Origin of the sequence: Alloyangia mangrovi, from assembly GCF_002300555.2 — a bacterium.
GTDB classification, from domain to species: Bacteria; Pseudomonadota; Alphaproteobacteria; order Rhodobacterales; family Rhodobacteraceae; genus Salipiger; species Salipiger mangrovi.
In genome coordinates this window covers 1-17,954 of the sequence record NZ_NTHN02000046.1, presented here as the reverse complement: position 1 = coordinate 17,954, position 17,954 = coordinate 1, and the positions used below count along the sequence as shown (strand labels likewise).

The following is a 17,954-nucleotide window of genomic DNA, read 5'->3' as shown; positions in this document are numbered from 1 at the left end:
CGGCGGCAGACATGACGGGGCAAAGCCCCGCACAACGAGGCGGTTTTGGGGATGTCGAGCAGGGCAGCTCCCAAAGTGGCGGTATTGATGGGCGGACCTTCGGCTGAGCGCGAGGTCTCGCTGAGTTCCGGTCGGGAATGTGCCGCCGCTTTGCGGAATGAGGGATTTGAGGTGATCGAACTGGACGCGGGGCCGGACCTGGCCGTGCGGCTTGCGGACCTGTCTCCCGACGTCGTTTTCAACGCACTTCATGGCCGCTGGGGCGAGGATGGCTGCGTGCAGGGCCTGCTCGAGTGGATGCGGCTTCCCTACACCCATTCCGGTGTGCTGGCCTCGGCCGTGGCCATGGACAAGGAACGCTCCAAGCAGGTGTACCGCGATGTGGGCCTGCCGGTGGTCGACAGCCTGCTGGCCTCCAAGGCCGAGGTTGTCGCCAGCCACCTGCTGCCGCCGCCCTACGTGGTGAAGCCCTACAACGAGGGCAGCTCGGTCGGCGTTTACCTGGTGATGGAGGGAGCCAACCAGCCGCCGCAGCTCTCTGACGAGATGCCCGAAACGGTGATGGTCGAGACCTATGCGCCGGGCCGCGAGCTGACCACCACGGTGCTCGGCGATCGCGCGCTGACGGTGACCGACATCATTACCGAGGGCTGGTACGACTACGACGCCAAGTACAAGGCCGGCGGCTCGCGCCACGTGGTGCCCGCCGAGATCCCGCAGGAGATCTTCGATGCCTGCCTCAACTACGCGCTGCGCGCCCACAAGGCGCTCGGCTGCCGGGGTCTCAGCCGGACCGATTTCCGCTGGGATGAGAGCCGCGGCCTCGAGGGGCTGGTGCTGCTCGAAACCAACACCCAGCCGGGCATGACGCCCACCTCTCTGGCCCCCGAGCAGGCGCAGGCCTGCGGCATGTCCTTCGGCGCGCTCTGCCGCTGGATGGTGGAGGATGCCTCATGCGACAGGTAGGAGCCGCGCCCGTCCGCGCGCAGCAGGCCCAATCCGGCCGCCCGCAGGTCTTCCGCTCCGATCCCGCGCCGTCGCGGCTGAAGTACCGGCTGGAACGGCTCATGCTGACGCCGCTCTTCCGCTTCACGCTGCGCTTCGGTCTGCCCTTCCTTGTCGGGCTCGGAGGTGCGAGCTGGTATTTCTCGATCGAAAGCAACCGCGAGGCCTTTGTCGGCGCGGTGCAGTCGGTGCGTGACCAGATCGAGGGCCGTCCTGAGTTCCGCGTCGACCTCATGGCCATCGATGGTGCCAGCGAGAGCGTTGCCGCCGACGTGCGCGAGATCCTCTCGCTGGACTTCCCGCTCAGCTCCTTCGACCTCGACCTCGACGAGATGCACGGCATCGTCACCGGGCTTGACGCGGTGAAAGCGGCGAGCCTGCGGATCAAGCAGGGCGGGGTGCTCGAGGTTTCCATCGTCGAGCGGGTGCCGGTGGTGCTCTGGCGCGGTCTGCGCGGGCTCGAGCTTCTGGACGAGACCGGCATCCTCGTCGGTCCGGCAGGGACGCGCTCCGCGCATTCGGAATTGCCGGTGATCGCCGGCGCCGGGGCCGAGACCGACGTGCCCGAGGCGCTGGAACTCTTCGCCGCAGCGGCGCCGCTCGCAGGTCGCCTGCGCGGGCTGGAGCGTATCGGCAACCGGCGCTGGGATCTGGTTCTTGACGAGGGGCAGCGCGTCCTGCTGCCCGAAGAGGGCGCCGTGCAGGCACTCGAACGGGCGATGGCGATGGACGGCGCCGTCGACATGCTTTCACGCGACATCGCGGCGGTGGACCTGCGGCTGGCGCAGCGCCCGACGCTGCGGCTGCACGATGCCGCGGCACAGGAATACTGGCGGATCAAGTCCATCGAGACCGGGGAAAAACGATAATGTTCGAGCTTTACGAGTCCCAGCGCGCGATGCGCAACATGCGCAAGGCGGCGATGCAGCGCGGTGTCGTTGCGGTGCTGGATGTGGGCAGCTCGAAGATCGCCTGCCTGGTGCTCCGCTTCGACGGCACCGAGCGCGGCACCGACAGCGGCGTCGGCTCGCTCGCAGGGCAGGCGGGCTTCCGGGTGATCGGTGCGGCCACCACCCGCTCGCGAGGCGTGCGCTTCGGCGAGATCGCCGCGATGAGCGAGACCGAGCGCGCGATCCGTACCGCGGTGCAGGCGGCGCAGAAGATGGCGGGGATCCGGGTCGACCACGTGATCGCCTGCTTCTCGGGTGCCGAGCCGCGCAGCTACGGGCTCGACGGCAAGGTGAGCATCGACGGCAGCACGGTGACCGAGCAGGACGTGGCGCGGGTGCTCTCGGCCTGCGACGTGCCCGACGTGGGCCATGGCCGCGAGGTGCTGCACGCGCAGCCGGTGAACTTCGCGCTCGACCACCGCTCCGGCCTCAGCGACCCGCGCGGGCAGATCGGCCGCGAGCTGACTTGCGACATGCACATGCTGACGGTGAACGCCCAGGCAATCCAGAACCTTGCTCACTGCGTCAAGCGCTGCGACCTCGAGCTCGCTGGCATCGCCAGCTCGGCCTATGTGTCGGGCGTGGCGGCGCTGGTCGAGGACGAGCAGGAACTGGGCGCGGCCTGCATCGACATGGGGGGGCGGCGCGACCGGCGTGTCGATCTTCATGAAGAAGCACATGATCTACGGCGACGCGGTGCCCATGGGCGGCGATCACGTCACCGGCGACATCTCGATGGGGCTGCAAATCCCCATGGCCATGGCCGAGCGGATCAAGACCTTCTACGGCGGCGTGCATGCCACCGGTATGGACGACCGCGAGATGATCGAGATCTCGGGCGACACTGGCGACTGGCACCACGACCGCCGGCAGGTGAGCCGTGCCGAGCTGATCGGCATCATGCGCCCGCGCGTCGAGGAAATCCTCGAAGAGGTGCGCGCCTGCCTCGACGCGGCGGGCTTCGAGCATCTGCCGAGCCAGCAGATCGTGCTGACCGGCGCGGCGAGCCAGATCCCCGGCCTCGACGGGCTGGCGAGCCGCATCCTCGGCAGCCAGGTGCGGCTTGGCCGGCCGATGCGGGTGCACGGGCTGCCGCAGGCGGTCACGGGGCCGGGCTTTGCCTCGGCGGTGGGCATGTGTCTCTTCGCGGCGCATCCGCAGGACGAATGGTGGGACTTCGAGATCCCGATCGAGCGCTACTCCTCGCGGTCGATCCTGAAGGCGGTGAAGTGGTTCCGCGACAACTGGTAAGGGTAGTCCCGGCCGCAGAAAAATCTCTGTTCACGAAGAGTTCGGGGTGACGGCGGCCAGCGAAACCGCGTAATGTGAAGGCTGATCCGCGCGGAAGACGCGGGCAGGGAGAGGCGAGCAGGCATCTCCGACACAGACAAAGAGATTCGGTCGCGCCTTCTGCGGAGCAGGGGGTGCCCCTAGGGTATTTGTGTTGCGATAAGCAGCATACGCAAGACTTGGTAGAAACGGGCGAAATCTCGCGCGGATAGTCAATCCGGAAGCCATATTTCGTGGTGGATCTGTGTTTTTTTACGTGACCCAGCGCTAGTATCCCGGTAATAATTAACCCAAGGCGCAGGACAGGCGCGGAACAAGTCATAAACGACAGGCGGAACATCAAATGGCACTCAATCTCTCGATGCCCGGCCAGGAAGAGCTGAAGCCCCGGATCACCGTATTCGGCGTCGGCGGCGCTGGTGGCAACGCAGTCAACAACATGATCACCAAGCAGCTCGAAGGCGTGGACTTCGTGGTTGCCAACACCGACGCGCAGGCGCTCCAGCAGAGCCTGTCGACCGCCAAGGTCCAGCTTGGCGTGAAGGTGACCGAGGGCCTCGGCGCGGGCGCCCGCCCGTCGGTGGGCTCGGCAGCCGCCGAGGAGAGCATCGAGCAGATCGTTGATCACCTCGCGGGCGCGCACATGTGCTTCATCACCGCCGGCATGGGCGGCGGCACCGGCACCGGCGCGGCCCCGATCATCGCGCAGGCCGCGCGTGAGCTCGGCGTGCTGACTGTCGGCGTGGTGACCAAGCCCTTCCAGTTCGAAGGCGCCAAGCGCATGCGCCAGGCGGAAGAGGGCGTCGAGCACCTGCAGAAGGTGGTCGACACGCTGATCATCATCCCGAACCAGAACCTGTTCCGCCTGGCCAACGAGAAGACCACCTTCACCGAGGCCTTCAGCCTCGCTGACGACGTGCTCTACCAGGGCGTCAAGGGCGTGACCGACCTGATGGTCCGCCCGGGCCTCATCAACCTCGACTTCGCCGACGTGCGCGCTGTCATGGACGAGATGGGCAAGGCGATGATGGGCACCGGCGAGGCGGACGGCGAAGATCGCGCCATCCAGGCCGCCGAGAAGGCCATCGCCAACCCGCTGCTCGACGAGATCAGCCTCAAGGGCGCCAAGGGCGTGCTCATCAACATCACCGGTGGTCACGATCTCACCCTGTTCGAACTCGACGAGGCGGCAAACCGCATCCGCGAGGAAGTGGACGCGGACGCGAACATCATCGTCGGTTCGACCCTCGACGACACGATGGAAGGCCGCATGCGGGTTTCGGTCGTCGCGACCGGCATCGACGCCTCGGCCTCGCATGGCGAAATGCCCGTGCCGCGCCGCCCGCTGTCGCAGCCGCTCGCCCAGCCGGCAGAGGAGGCCGTTGCCGCCGCTCCGGCGCCGCAGCAGCCCGTCGCTCCGCAGCCAGTGGCCGCACAGGCCGCGCCGCAGCACGCACCGGTCGCCGCCCAGCAGGCCTACGAAGAGGACGAGCCGTCCCTCTTCGGCGAGATGCCTGGTGGTCAGCAGGAGGTGGTCGAGACCGATGACGGTCTGCCGCCGCCCGCCTACCGTCCGCAGCCGGTCCAACGTCAGCCCGAGCCCGCTCCGCTCGACGTCGCGCCCGACAGCTTTGTGGCACCGCGCGCGCCGGGTCAGCCTTCGGCCGACACGATGAAGCGCCTGCATGCCGCGGCGGCCCGCAACAACCGCCCTGGCCAGCCTGCCGCGGCGCGTCCGCAGCAGTCCGAGCCGCAGCGCGCGCCGGAGGCCGAGAAGCCCCGCTTCGGGATCAATTCGCTGATCAACCGCATGACCGGCCACCACGCCCACGAGCAGCAGGCCCAACCGGCAGCCCCTGCGGCGCCGCAGCCGCAGGCCCGCCGCCAGCCGCCGATGCAGGCCCAGCGTCCGGCCCCCGCACCGGCTCCGGAAGAGGCTCCCGAGCAGGATCGGATTGAAATCCCGGCCTTCCTGCGCCGCCAGGCAAACTGACATATTTCACCCGCGCGGCCACGCGCGGGTGCACGATCTGCGCGGATCGCGCCGGAACACCCTCTCGCAAGAGAGGGTGTTTTTCGTTGTAAACCATGTATTTGGCAAAGCTCCGCGAAGGCCCGGCACGCATCCGCCCATTAGGAAACCCGCATGTTTCACTTCGTTGCAATACTTGATTTGAGAACTTGTCGCCCTGTGAGTATCTCCCTCACAGCAAAGGTGCGCGCCGCTGGGGAGGGGGCGCTCCAGACAAAGGTGACCAAAGTGCAAACGACGATCCGCAGTGCAGTGAGCTTCCAGGGCGTGGGCCTCCATTCCGGCGCGCCTGTCCGGATGACCATTCGCCCGGCCGCCGCCGAGCACGGTATCTGGTTCAAGCGCACGGACATCGAAATCGGCGATGCCCTCGTTCCCGCCCGCTTCGACGCGGTCGAGATCTCGCCGCTCTGCACCCTCATCAAGAACCGCGCAGGTGTCTCTGTCTCGACCATCGAACACGTGATGGCCGCGCTCGCCGGCTGCGGCATTCACAATGCGCTGATCGAGATCGACGGCCCCGAGGTTCCGATCGTCGACGGCTCGGCCGCGCCCTTCGTCCGTGCGATCCTCGCCCGCGGAGTGCGCGAGCTGCGCGCGCCCGTCCGCGCCATCGAGATCCTCAAGACCGTCGAGGTGCAGACCCCCGGTGGCTGGGCGCGCCTCTCGCCGGGGCAGGGCACCACGATGGACTTCCACATCGATTTCGCCGACGCCGCCATCGGCACACAGGACAAGGCGATCAACCTCGCCAACGGCAGCTTCGTGCGCGAGCTCTGCGACAGCCGCACCTTCTGCCGTCAGGCCGATGTCGACGCGATGCAGGCCAATGGCCTGGCGCTCGGCGGCACCTACGAGAACGCCGTGGTGGTCGATGGTGACAAGGTCCTCTCGCCGGGTGGCCTGCGCCACGCGGACGAGGCCGTGCGCCACAAGATGCTCGACGCGCTTGGCGATCTCTACACCGCCGGTGCGCCGATCATCGGCCATTACACCGGCTTCAAGGCTGGGCACGCGATCACCAACAAGCTGCTGCACGCGCTCTTCTCGACCGAAGGCGCCTTCCGCCTGACGGTGTGCGACGCGCAGATGTCCGCGCGCCTGCCGGGCGCCGGTGTAGAGCGTGACGAGATCCCCGCGGTTGCGTGACAGCGGCGGCGCGCTCAAATCGCCGTTAAGGCGTTTTGCCCCGGAAATTTCTGTGCTAGGACCGAGCCAAGGCCCCGTAGGGGGCTTGGCAAGGAATGTGAGGTAAGTCGGGCATGGCAGGCGGCAGGTCGCGAAATGCGGTGATCGGGGCGGCTTTCTCCGCGATTCTCCTGGTGGGCTGCTCTGCGCAGGAGCAGCCCGGAACCGGCCCCGGCGGAGTTCCGATCGAGAACTACACCGCCGAGCAGATCTTCGAGCGTGGTGAGTTCGAGATGGAGCGCAGCGACGCCGAGCGCGCTGCCTATTACTTCGGCGAGGTCGAGCGGCTCTATCCCTATTCGGACTGGGCAAAGCGGGCGCTGATCATGCAGGCCTACAGCTACCACCGGGCCAAGGATTACGAGAATTCCCGCTCGGCGGCACAGCGCTACATCGATTTCTACCCCAGCGACGAGGATGCCGCCTACGCGCAGTATCTTCTGGCGCTCTCCTACTATGACCAGATCGAGGAAGTCGGTCGCGACCAGGGGCTGACCTTCCAGGCGCTGCAGGCGCTGCGCACGGTGATTGAGCGCTACCCGGACAGCGAATACGCGCGCAGCTCGATCCTGAAGTTCGACCTCGCCTTCGACCACCTCGCGGCGAAGGAAATGGAGATCGGGCGCTATTACCTCAAGCGCGAGAACTACGGCGCCGCGATCAGCCGCTTCCGCGTCGTGGTCGAGGATTTCCAGACCACCACCCATACCGCCGAGGCGCTGCACCGGCTGGTCGAGGCCTATCTCTCGCTGGGGCTGGTCGAAGAGGCGCAAAGCGCCGGGGCGATCCTTGGGTACAATTACCGGGGCACCCAGTGGTACGAGGACAGCTACAAGCTGCTCACCGGTCGCGGGCTGGAACTTGAGGCCGCGGGCGACAGCTGGCTGGCCCAGGTGTACCGCCAGATGATCAAGGGCCAGTGGATCTGAGGGAGAGCGGCTCGCCCGCCTGAATGGATGCTCCGAGCGCTTGAAATCCGAGATCTGCTGATCATCGACCGGCTGGACCTGAACTTCCAGCCGGGCCTCAACGTCCTCACCGGCGAGACCGGGGCGGGCAAGTCTATCCTTCTCGACAGCCTCGGCTTCGTGCTCGGCTGGCGCGGTCGCGCCGAGCTGGTGCGCGCCGGTGCCGACCAGGGCGAGGTGACCGCCGTCTTCGAACTGTCGCCCGGCCATGCCGCGCGCGCAGTTCTCGCCGAAGTCGGGTTGCCGGTCTCGGACGAGCTGATCCTGCGGCGGGTGAACAGCGCCGACGGCCGCAAGACAGCCTGGATCAATGACCGCCGCGCCAGCGGCGAGGTGCTGCGGCGCCTGTCGGAAACGCTTGTCGAACTGCACGGACAGCACGACGACCGGGGCTTGCTGAACCCCTCGGGTCACCGCGACATCCTCGATACCTACGCCGCACTCACCACCGAGCTTTCGACCTCCCGCGCCGCCTGGGCCGAGCAGCGCGCCGCCCGCAAGCGCCTTGCCGAGGCCGAGACGGCGCTGGAGGCGGTGCGCGCTGAGGAAGACTTCCTGCGCCACGCCGTCGCTGAGCTTGACAAGCTTGCCCCCGAGGCCGGGGAAGAGGCCGAGCTCGACGCGCGCCGCCGGATGATGCAGGCCGCCGAGCGCATCCGCGAGGACATTGCCCGCGCCGGCCAGGCGCTCGGCAACGCTGGCGCCGAAGGCGCCATGTCCGACGCGCTGCGCTGGCTGGAGGGTGCCTCGGACGGCGCCGAAGGACGGCTCGACACGGCGATCTCGGCGCTCACCCGCGCCATGGCCGAGCTCGACGAAGCGGCGCGCGAGGTCGAGGACACGCTCGAGGCGCTCGACTTCGACCCCCGCGCGCTCGAGGACACCGAGGAGCGGCTCTTCGCCATCCGCGGCCTCGCCCGCAAGCATGGCGTGCTGCCTGACGAGTTGGCCGGGCTGCGCGAAACGCTCTCGGCGCGGCTTTCCGCGCTTGACCATTCCGCCGAGGAACTTGAGGCACTGAGCGCCGAAGTGCGCCGCACCGAAAAGGCCTATGACGCCGCCGCCGCCGCGCTCACCGTGGCGCGCAGCGAGGCCGCTGCGCGTCTCGATACCGCGGTGGCCGGGGAACTCGCGCCACTGAAGATGGAGCGCGCGGTCTTTCAAACCGAGATCGCCGGGGCACCCGAAGGCCCCGACGGGCGCGACGCCGTGGCCTTCACCGTTGCCACCAACCCCGGTGCGCCCTCCGGCCCGCTCAACAAGATCGCCTCGGGTGGCGAGCTTTCGCGCTTCTTGCTGGCGCTCAAGGTGTGCCTGTCGGAAGAGCAGGGTGGCGAGGTCACGATGATCTTCGACGAGATCGACCGGGGCGTCGGTGGTGCGACCGCCGCCGCCGTGGGCCGCCGCCTCGCGGCGCTGGCCGAGGGCGGGCAGGTGCTGGTCGTCACCCACTCGCCGCAGGTGGCCGCGCTCGGCGCGCATCACTGGCGTGTGGCGAAGCGGGTCGAGAATGATGTCACCCTGTCGTCGGTCACCCCGCTCGGCGCGGGCGAGCGCGAGGACGAGATCGCGCGGATGCTGGCGGGTGACACGGTCACGCCTGAGGCGCGGGCGGCAGCGCGGGCGCTTCTGGTCGGCTGAGGCGCCGGCGGCGACGCCGAATTTTGCGTATTTTTAAAGAGAAGAAGGGGAGGCGCGGCGCGCTTTTCCCCCTCTCGCGCGTCTGCGTGCTTCTTCTCTTTTCAAATACGCATGGCCGTGTCCGTGCCAGCTGCGCTGCACCGGGGTGGCGGGTCGGCCATGAAAAAGGCCCGCCCGGAGCGTCCCGGGCGGGCCTTTCATTGCTCGTATCCCGAAGGTCAGCCCAGCTCTGCGAGCCGCGCGAGCGCTTCCTTCAGCTTCGCCTCTTCCTCCTCGCGGGCGGCGAGGTTGTCGCGGGTTTCCTGCACCACCTCTTCCGGCGCGCTTTCGGCGAACTTGGGGTTCTTCAGGCGACCGCGCAGGCCACCGAGTTCCTTGGCCAGCTTCTGCAGCGCTTTCTCGAGGCGGGATTTCTCCTCCTCGACGTCGATGATCCCCGCGAGCGGCAGGCCGAAGGTGCCGCCGCTCAGCGCCAGTGTCGCGGTGCCCTTGGGCATCTCGGTGACCTCGGTCAGGTCCTCGATCCGCGCGTAGCGCTTCACGAAGGCCTCGTTGGTGGCATAGGCGGCGCGTGCCTCGGGGGTCAGGTCTCGGACCACGCAGGGCACGTAGGCGCCGGCGGGCACGTGCATCTGCGCACGGGCCGAACGGATCGCCTCGATCATCCGGATCACCCAGTTCAGCTCGGCGTCGGCCTGCGCGTCGACCATCTCGGCTGCGGTATACTCCGGCCAGTCGGCGTGGATCAGCATCTTCGGCCGTTCGCGCTGCGCCCAGAGCTCTTCGGTGACGAAGGGCATGATCGGGTGCAGCAGGATGAGGCACTGGTCGAAGGCCCAGGCGTAGGTGGCGCGGGTCTCGGCCTTGGCGGCCTCGTCCTCGCCGTGGAACACCGGCTTGGTGAACTCGAGGTACCAGTCGCAGAAGGTGCCCCAGACGAAGGCATAAAGCGCCTGCGCCGCGTCGTTGAAGCGGTAGTCGGCCAGCGCCGCGTCCACCGCCTCGCGGGTCTTGGCGACCTCGCCCTTGATCCAGCGGTTGAGGGGCAGGGTGGTCTCGGGCACGGCATCGCTATGGGCCAGCTCGAACACGCCGTTCATCTGCGCGTAGGAGGCGGCGTTCCACAGCTTGGTGCCGAAGTTGCGGTAGCCGGCGATGCGTTGCATGTCGAGCTTCAGCACGCCGCCGAGCGAGGCCATGGCGGCATTGGTGAAGCGCAGCGCGTCGGCGCCGTACTCGTCGATGATTTCCAGCGGGTCGACGACGTTGCCGAGCGACTTCGACATCTTCTTGCCCTTGGCGTCGCGCACGAGGCCATGCAGGTAGACGTCCTTGAAGGGGATCTCGTTCACCACGGCGAGCTGCATCATCATCATCCGGGCGACCCAGAAGAAGAGGATGTCCTGCCCGGTGACCAGCACGTCGGTCGGGAAGTATTTCTTCAGCTCCGGCGTCTCTTCGGGCCAGCCCAGCGTGCCGATCGGCCAGAGGCCGGAGGAGAACCAGGTGTCGAGCACGTCGGGGTCGCGGAAGACCGGGATCGCCTGCGGCCGGCGGCGCTGGTCGACGCCGCTGAAATCAGTGCCCTGCGACAGCAGGTCGGCGAGATGGTCCTCGGCGGCGGCGGCATCCTCGACGATCAGGAACTCGGCGTCCTCGCCGAAGACCGCCTTCATCTGCTCGATCGCCTCATCTTCCGAGGCGGCGCAGAAGGAGCGCCACTCGTCGCCCATGCCAGGGGTGTGCCAGACCGGGATCTGGTGGCCCCACCAGAGCTGGCGCGAGATGCACCAGGGCTCGATGTTCTCGAGCCAGTGGTAATAGGTCTTCTCGCCGCTCTCGGGCATGATCCGCACGCGGCCCGAGCGCACGGCATCCAGCGCCGGGCCGACGATCTGGGCGGTGTCGACGAACCACTGGTCGGTGAGCATCGGCTCGATCACCACTTTCGAGCGGTCGCCGAAGGGCTGCATGATCGGCTTGGCCTCGACCAGCGGCACCCATTGTGCGGGCTCGTCCAGCGCCTCGCCGCCTTCCTCGGGGGCGAGCGGCGCCTTGCCCGCGGCCTTGCCAAGGCGGGGATCGGTCGGTTCGGTCATCACCGCGAGACCCTCGGCGGTGATCTCGGCGATCACCGCTTCACGCGCCGCGAAACGGTCGAGGCCGCGCAGGTGGTCGGGCACGAGGTTGAGCTTGTCGGCCTCGTGCTCGTCGAGCTCAAGCTCGCCGCGGGCGACCTTCTGGGCGATCTCGGCGGCTTCCGCGTAGGGGTGGCCGTCGGCGCGCATCTGCGCCCGCGTGTCCATCAGGCGGTAGCAGGGGATGCCGCCGCGCTTGGCGACGCCGTAATCGTTGAAGTCATGCGCACCGGTGATCTTCACCGCGCCCGAGCCGAAGGTGGGATCGGGGTATTCGTCGGTGATGATCGGGATCAGGCGGCGGTGCTCTTTCGGACCCACGGGGATCTCGCAGAGCTTGCCGACGATGGCCGCGTAGCGCTCATCCGAGGGGTGCACCGCGACTGCCCCGTCGCCGAGCATGGTCTCGGGGCGGGTGGTGGCGATGGAGATGTAGTCCCGCTCCTCGGAGAAGAGCACGTTCCCGTCCTCGTCCTTCTCGACGTAGGTGTAGGTCTCGCCGCCGGCCAGCGGGTACTTGAAGTGCCACATGTGGCCCGGCACCTCGATGTTCTCGACCTCGAGGTCGGAGATCGCGGTTTCGAAATGCGGGTCCCAGTTCACCAGCCGCTTGCCGCGGTAGATCAGGCCTTTTTCGTACATGTCGACGAAGACCTTGATCACCGCGTCGTGGAAGTTGCCTTCCTCGCCTGCCGGGGCGCCTTCGGCGCCGGACATGGTGAAGGCGTTGCGCGACCAGTCGCAGGAGGCGCCGAGGCGCTTCAATTGGTTGATGATCGTGCCGCCGGACTGCTGCTTCCACTCCCAGACCTTCTCGAGGAAGGCCTCGCGGCCCATCTCGCGGCGGGTGGCGTTGTTCTTGTCCTTGGCCAGTTCGCGCTCGACGACCATCTGCGTGGCGATACCGGCGTGGTCCTGTCCCGGCTGCCAGAGCGTGTCGAAGCCGCGCATCCGGTGCCAGCGCACGAGGATGTCCTGCAGCGTGTTGTTGAACGCGTGGCCCATGTGCAGCGAGCCGGTCACGTTCGGCGGCGGGATCATGATGCAGAAGCTCTCGTCGCGCGAGGCATTGGCCCCGGCCTTGAAGGCTCCGCTGTCTTCCCACGCCTTGTAGATGCGCGCCTCGGCCTCGGCCGCGTTGAAGGTCTTTTCCATCGCCATGGCTGCGTTCCCATGCCTGCTTTGTGCTGTTGTCCGGACCCTCCTACCGAAAGGCTCGGCAAAGGGAAAGCGCCGCTTGCGCCGCGAAGGCCTTGCGGCGCGGGCTTTGCGGGACGGGGTAGCGTTGCGGGAGGCTGGAAACGGAAAACGGCGGCGCCAGGGAGGAGGAGAGGCACCGCCGTTCCGTGTCACGAAAGCCCGAGGAGGAGGAGAAGAGGGGCTTCCGATCCTGTCGGGCCCGAGGGAGGCCCTATGTAGGATGCGGCGATCTCAGGGAGGAGGAGAGAGATCGCCGCTGCATCGACGCCCCAGGGAGGAGGAGAGGGGCTCCGAAGCTTCTGGAGCGGCCTTTATGAGGCGCCCCGTTATCTGGTGCGGCGGTCTCAGGGAGGAGGAGAGAGATCGCCGCTGCATCGTTGCCCCAGGGAGGAGGAGAGGGGCTCCGAAACTGTGGGGCGAGCTCTTGGAGCCAGCCCCGGTATCTGGTGCGGCGATCTCAGGGAGGAGGAGAGAGATCGCCGCTGTATCGATGCCCCAGGGAGGAGGAGAGGGGCTGTCGATATCTGGACCTTTCGGCCCGTATTCTTGTGGCGGTGACCTCAGGGAGGAGGAGAGAGGTCACCGCCGTGACGAACCGGCTCAGGGAGGAGGAGAGAGCCGGGACGTGTTCTAATTCTTATGCCTCGTAGGCAGCCTGATAGGCGACCCGGCGGATCATCGAGCGGTGCAGCCCGAGATCGCTCAGTTCACGGTTGCTCAGCGATGCCAGCTCGCTGAAGGTCTGCTTGTACAGGCGGCGGCGAGCGAGGGCGTTGCGGAGGCGCTCGACGATACCTTCGGAGCGGCCTGCGATGCGGGTGGTGTCGGTTGCGTATGCCATATGCGTCTGTGCCCGTGTGGCTGGATGGTTGCGTCTGTCTTTCGTTGACCCATAGATGGGCCAGTTGCTGCAGTTGCACAATCCCGGGAGGCTTCAATGCCGCTATGCGCGGAACGCATGGGGCAAAGCGCTTTGGATTGCGCAACCATGCGGGCTCGCGCACAAGAATTGGGCGGGCTATGTCTGCGGTTTGCGCCTGGCGCAAGATGACGCAAGGGCGCCATGCGCCCAGGGAAAGGAAGTGACCATGACCCAATTGTCCGACGCTATCACCGAGCTGCTGGAAAGCTTCGATTTGCCCGGCGGAGGCACCCTGATCTCGCGCGACATGATTCGAGCGATGCGTGTGCAGGGGGGGGAAGGTGGCCTTCGTGATCGAGGCGCCGAGCCCCGAGATCGCCCGGCAGATGGAGGGCTTCCGCGCCGTGATCGAGGCGCGCATCGCCGAGCTGCCCGGTGTCGAGAGCGTCTCGGTCGTGCTCTCGGCGCCGACCCAGGCACCGAAGGCCCCCTCGCTGAAGCTCGGCGGACACGCCAAGCCGCAGCAGGGGCGGATGATCCCGCCGGGGGTGAAGAAGCTCATCGCCATCGGCTCGGGCAAGGGCGGGGTGGGAAAATCCACGGTCTCCTCGAACCTCGCGGTGGCACTGGCGCGCGCGGGCAAGACGGTCGGCCTGCTCGATGCCGACATCCACGGCCCGTCGCAGCCGCGCATGTTCGGCATCTCCAAGCGTCCCGCCAGCCCGGATGGCAAGACCATCATCCCGCTCGAGGCGCATGGGGTCACGCTGATGTCGATCGGCTTCATGCTGCCCGAGGACAAGGCCGTGGTCTGGCGCGGCCCGATGTTGATGGGGGCGCTGCAGCAGATGCTGATGCAGGTCGAGTGGGGCGAGCTTGACGTGCTTCTCATCGACCTGCCGCCGGGTACCGGCGACGTGCAGCTCTCGCTCGGCCAGAAGTCCGAGCTCGATGGCGCCATCGTGGTCTCGACGCCGCAGGACGTGGCGCTGATCGACGCCAAGAAGGCGCTTGACGCCTTTGCCACTCTGAACGTGCCGGTGCTGGGGATGATCGAGAACATGTCGGTCTTCGTCTGCCCGGGCTGCGGCCTCGAGAGCCACATCTTCGGCCATGGCGGCGTCGCGGCCGAGGCCGAGCGGCTGAACCTGCCGGTTCTGGCGCAGCTGCCGATCGACCTCGACACCCGCCTCGCCGGCGACAGCGGGGCGCCGGTGGCGCTGGGTGACGGCGTGATGGCGCAGGCCTACCAGAAACTCGCGCAGGACCTCATTGGAAAGGGCACCATCTGACCCGCAGCCCGCGTTTTCTTCTGGGTAAAAATATCCCGGGGGAGGCGCGGCGCAGCCGCGGCGGGGGCAGAGCCCCCCACTCCGAAGACCTCAGCCTGCCTTGCGAAACTGCAGGAGCAGGTCGAGCACCAGCGCTGCCGGATCGACATTCACCGCACGGGCGTGGCGGGCGCGTTCCCCGGCGTCCAGCGCCAGTTGCGCCCAGGCCCGCCCGGCGACGGGATGAGGGGCGAGGCGCTTCAGCACCTCGGCCTCCTTCGGAGCAGCCTCGGCGCGCGGCGCCATGCCGGTGACTCCGGCCCGCGCGAGGCGCGCCATCAGCCGGTCGGCCAGCGTCAGCATCAGGTCAAGCCGCGCTTCCTGGCCGCGTCCGGCGGTGCTTTCGCCAAGCGCGATGGCGCGCGGCCGGTCGAGCCGGGGCAGGGTACCCGCCAGCGACACGAGATCGGCGTAGAGCTTCAGCCCGTCGAGATTGAGCAGCCGCAGCGCCTCGCCCACCGACCCGGTGGAGAGCTCGGCCAGCGCCGCCGCTTCCTGCGGCGCCACCTGTGCCCCGGCTTGGTCGAGCGCGCGGGCCATGGCCTCGGGCTCCAGCGGCGAGAGCCGCAGCTCGCGGCAGCGCGAGCGGATCGTCGGCAAGAGGCGCGAGGGCTGGTGGCTGACCATCAACAGCACGGTGTTCGCCGGTGGCTCCTCGAGCAGCTTGAGAATGGCGTTTGCGGCGTTGGGGTTCATCTCGTCGGCGCTGTCGATGATCACGACGCGGCGCCCGCCGTCAGCCGAGGACAGCGAGAAGAAGCGTTTCAGCGCGCGCACCTCTTCCACGGTGATGACGGAGCGCAGTTTCTTGGTCTTCGGGTCCCAGCCCCGGCGCAGCAGGTGCAGGCGCGGCTCGGAGAGCGCGTGCACGCGGTGCGCCACCGGATGCTCGGGATCGATGCGCAGGTCGGTGGGCGGGGGCGGCGCGCCGAAGAGCCCGCCGTCGTCCTCGGGGGTGGCGAGCAGGAAGCGCGCGATGGTCCAGGCCAGCGTGGCCTTGCCGAGCCGCGCGGGCCGGTGATCAGCCAGCCATGGTGCAGGCGGCCGGAATTGAAGGCCGAGAGGAAATCCTCCTGCGCGCGGTCCTGGCCATAGAGTGTGAAAGTCTCGCGCGGGTGCGGGGCGCCCTCGATCCGGTCGGCCTCGGGGATCTCCTCCTCGGAGCTCATGCGGGGCACCGCGCGTTCAGCCGGGCGCGGATGTCGGCGGCCACCTCGTCCTGCGGGCGGTTGCCGTCGATCACGATGAAACGCTCGGGGAATTCCTTGGCCAGTGCAAGGTAGCCGGCGCGCATGCGCTCTTGCAGCGCCACGCCGAAATCCTCGAACCGCTCTTCTTCGGTGGCGCGGGCCTTGGCGCGGGCGAGGCCCGCCGCCGGGTCCATGTCGATGAGGAAGGTGAGGTCGGGCTCGGTGCCGATCATCAGCTTGTGCAGCGCGTCGACCTTGCCCCTCAGGTCACCGCGCGACAGGCCCTGGTACATACGGCTGCTGTCGGCGAAGCGGTCGCAGATCACCATCTTGCCCTGAGCGAGCGCGGGGCGGATCAGCCGCTCGAGGTGGTCGCGGCGGGCGGCGGTGAAGAGCAGCAGCTCGGTCTCGGCGGACCAGCGGTCGGGCTCGCCCTGCAGGACCAGCGCGCGAATTTCCTCGGCGCCCGGCGAGCCGCCGGGCTCACGGGTGAGCACCGCCTGCCGTCCCTCGGCGAGCAGCTCGGCGTGGAGCCGCCGCGCCTGGGTGGACTTGCCGGAGCCATCGATGCCTTCGAAGCTGATGAAAAGGCCCTTCGGCTGCGCCTGGCCTCCTGGCTTGGTCACATGGCCTCCGGCGAGGCGGCGGGGGTCTGCAGGCGCCCGATCAGGTTGGTGCTGACCACCATCATGCGCTTGACGAAGCCGCCCGAGGGCACGTCCTCGGCGGCGAAGAGCGGCACGCGGTGCTCGGGCAGGCCTTCGGGGGTGATGATCAGCTCGGCAAGCTGCTGCCCGGCGGTGATCGGGGCCTGCAGCGGGCCGGTGTAGACAACCTCGGCACCAAGCTCGGTGCCCGGGGTCACCGGGATCAGCATCTCGATGTCATCGCGCGCCACGAGGCCCACGGTTTCCTCGTTGCCGAGGAAGACCTGCGCGCGGGCCACTTCCTTGCCCTTCTCCACGAGCTTGCGCTCGGCGAACTGGCGGAAGGCCCAGTTGACGATGGACTCGCTCTCCTCGGCGCGGGCGCGCTCGCTTTCAAGCCCGGAGATGGCAAAGATCACCCGTCGGTCGCCCTGCTTGGCCGAGCCGACGAGGCCGTAGCCCGCTTCCGCGGTGTGGCCGGTCTTCAGGCCGTCTGCGCCGATATCGAGGCGCAGCAGCGGGTTGCGGTTGCGCACGTTCTGCGGTGCGCGACCGTCAAAGGCGAACTGTTTCTCCGAGAAGATCGGGTAGAACTCGGGAAAGTCCTCGATGATATGGCGCGCCAGCAGCACGAGATCGCGCATCGACATCACGTGGCCCTGCGCCGGCCAGCCGGAGGCGTTTGCGAAGCTCGAGCCAGTCATCCCGAGCTGCTGCGCGCGGCGGGTCATCAGGTCGGCGAAGCCGGCCTCGGTGCCGTTCGGCGACAGCGCCTCGGCGATGACCGCGCAGGCGTCATTGCCCGAAAGCACGATGATGCCGCGCAGCAGGTCCTCGACCTTCACCCGGTCGGTGGTGTCGAGGAACATGGTCGAGCCGCCGTAGGACATGGCGTGCTCGGAGACGGGCAGTTCCTCGTCGAGCTTGAGGCGGCCGTCGCGGATTGCCTCGAAGGCCATGTAGAGCGTCATCAGCTTGGACATGGAGGCGGGCGGCACCGACTTGTCGGCGTCCTTGGCCAGGAGCACGGTACCGGTGGTGTAGTCCAGCACGAAGGCGGCGCGGGCGCTGGTGTCGAAGGCCTGTGCACCGCTGGCAAGCAGCGCCGCGGTGGCTGCGCCGGCCAGAAGGCGGCGCAGGGACAGGCTCGAAAGGGGGCTCTTCAGGCGGCGCATGGGCGGATCCTCTCTATGGCTCCGGTCAGTTCTTCACGGCGTAGGCATCCGAAAAACCGGTGCCCTTGATCTTGGTCAGCAGCGCGTCGAGCTCGGCCTTGTCGGCGGCGGGGCCGACCAGCACCCGCCAGAAGGTCTTGCCCGAGCTGCTTTGCTTCTTGACGGTCGGCACCATGCCGGCCTGTCGCATCGCGGTGGCGGTGTTCTCGGCGTTCTTCTCGACGCTGAAGATGCCGATCTGCACGTAGGGGCGCGACAGCGAGGAAGCCTGCGTCGGCGCGGGTTTCGCGGGCGCCGCGGGCTTGGCGGCTGCGGGTGTTGCCGCGGGGGGCCGGCG

At 68.0% G+C, this 17,954-nt stretch carries 11 protein-coding genes and 3 pseudogenes; 8 read left to right on the top strand and 6 right to left on the bottom strand.

The annotated features are described in order from the left end of the window. Nucleotides 1-51 precede the first annotated feature (51 nt). The 7 genes and pseudogenes from CLG85_RS20245 to recN all read left to right on the top strand — a co-directional run bounded on the left by CLG85_RS20245 (nucleotide 52) and on the right by recN (nucleotide 9,074). Complete coding sequence (locus CLG85_RS20245) at nucleotides 52-966, top strand: D-alanine--D-alanine ligase (protein ID WP_176476672.1); 915 nt, start codon at nucleotides 52-54, stop codon at nucleotides 964-966. Further along, nucleotides 954-1,874: a cell division protein FtsQ/DivIB gene (locus tag CLG85_RS20240; RefSeq protein WP_095883491.1), complete on the top strand. Its 921-nt coding sequence runs from the start codon at nucleotides 954-956 to the stop codon at nucleotides 1,872-1,874. Before CLG85_RS20245 ends, CLG85_RS20240 begins: the two co-directional genes overlap by 13 nt. Next, a pseudogene (gene ftsA, locus CLG85_RS20235) lies at nucleotides 1,874-3,206 on the top strand (cell division protein FtsA). Before CLG85_RS20240 ends, ftsA begins: the two are co-directional and overlap by 1 nt. A gap of 382 nt (nucleotides 3,207-3,588) precedes the next feature. Then, nucleotides 3,589-5,238 carry a cell division protein FtsZ gene (gene ftsZ / locus CLG85_RS20230; RefSeq protein ID WP_260349916.1) on the top strand — a complete coding sequence of 550 codons (1,650 nt, stop codon included), beginning with the start codon at nucleotides 3,589-3,591 and terminating at the stop codon, nucleotides 5,236-5,238. Between the two features lie 267 nt (nucleotides 5,239-5,505). Continuing rightward, entirely contained in the window at nucleotides 5,506-6,426 is a 921-nt protein-coding gene (gene lpxC, locus CLG85_RS20225; protein ID WP_095884012.1) for a UDP-3-O-acyl-N-acetylglucosamine deacetylase, read from the top strand. Nucleotides 6,427-6,539: 113 nt separating this feature from the next. Continuing rightward, nucleotides 6,540-7,394: an outer membrane protein assembly factor BamD gene (locus CLG85_RS20220; protein WP_095884011.1), complete on the top strand. Its 855-nt coding sequence runs from the start codon at nucleotides 6,540-6,542 to the stop codon at nucleotides 7,392-7,394. Nucleotides 7,395-7,421: 27 nt separating this feature from the next. After that, nucleotides 7,422-9,074, top strand: coding sequence for a DNA repair protein RecN (recN, locus tag CLG85_RS20215; RefSeq protein ID WP_260349915.1), 1,653 nt, complete (start codon nucleotides 7,422-7,424; stop codon nucleotides 9,072-9,074). A 218-nt stretch (nucleotides 9,075-9,292) separates the two neighbouring features. On the opposite strand, the gene CLG85_RS20210 is transcribed toward recN, so the two are convergent. After that, the gene (locus CLG85_RS20210; RefSeq protein ID WP_095883931.1) at nucleotides 9,293-12,373 is read right to left on the bottom strand and encodes a valine--tRNA ligase; all 3,081 of its coding nucleotides are present in this window, start codon (nucleotides 12,371-12,373) and stop codon (nucleotides 9,293-9,295) included. Nucleotides 12,374-13,049: 676 nt separating this feature from the next. Further along, complete coding sequence (locus tag CLG85_RS20205; protein ID WP_095883932.1) at nucleotides 13,050-13,253, bottom strand: DUF1127 domain-containing protein; 204 nt, start codon at nucleotides 13,251-13,253, stop codon at nucleotides 13,050-13,052. A gap of 247 nt (nucleotides 13,254-13,500) precedes the next feature. Here CLG85_RS20205 and CLG85_RS20200 point away from each other — a divergent pair. Further along, nucleotides 13,501-14,566, top strand: a pseudogene (locus CLG85_RS20200) (Mrp/NBP35 family ATP-binding protein). A 90-nt stretch (nucleotides 14,567-14,656) separates the two neighbouring features. On the opposite strand, the pseudogene CLG85_RS20195 reads toward CLG85_RS20200, so the two are convergent. The 4 genes and pseudogenes from CLG85_RS20195 to CLG85_RS20180 all read right to left on the bottom strand — a co-directional run. Continuing rightward, a pseudogene (locus CLG85_RS20195) lies at nucleotides 14,657-15,774 on the bottom strand (DNA polymerase III subunit delta'). Then, complete coding sequence (tmk, locus tag CLG85_RS20190; RefSeq protein WP_095884105.1) at nucleotides 15,771-16,421, bottom strand: dTMP kinase; 651 nt, start codon at nucleotides 16,419-16,421, stop codon at nucleotides 15,771-15,773. Before tmk ends, CLG85_RS20195 begins: the two are co-directional and overlap by 4 nt. Next, nucleotides 16,418-17,617 carry a D-alanyl-D-alanine carboxypeptidase family protein gene (locus tag CLG85_RS20185; RefSeq protein WP_095884106.1) on the bottom strand — a complete coding sequence of 400 codons (1,200 nt, stop codon included), beginning with the start codon at nucleotides 17,615-17,617 and terminating at the stop codon, nucleotides 16,418-16,420. The genes tmk and CLG85_RS20185 overlap by 4 nt, the downstream gene beginning before the upstream one ends. 25 nt (nucleotides 17,618-17,642) lie before the next feature. Then, nucleotides 17,643-17,954: SPOR domain-containing protein (locus CLG85_RS20180; protein WP_260349914.1), on the bottom strand; the 312-nt coding region annotated here is incomplete at its 5' end.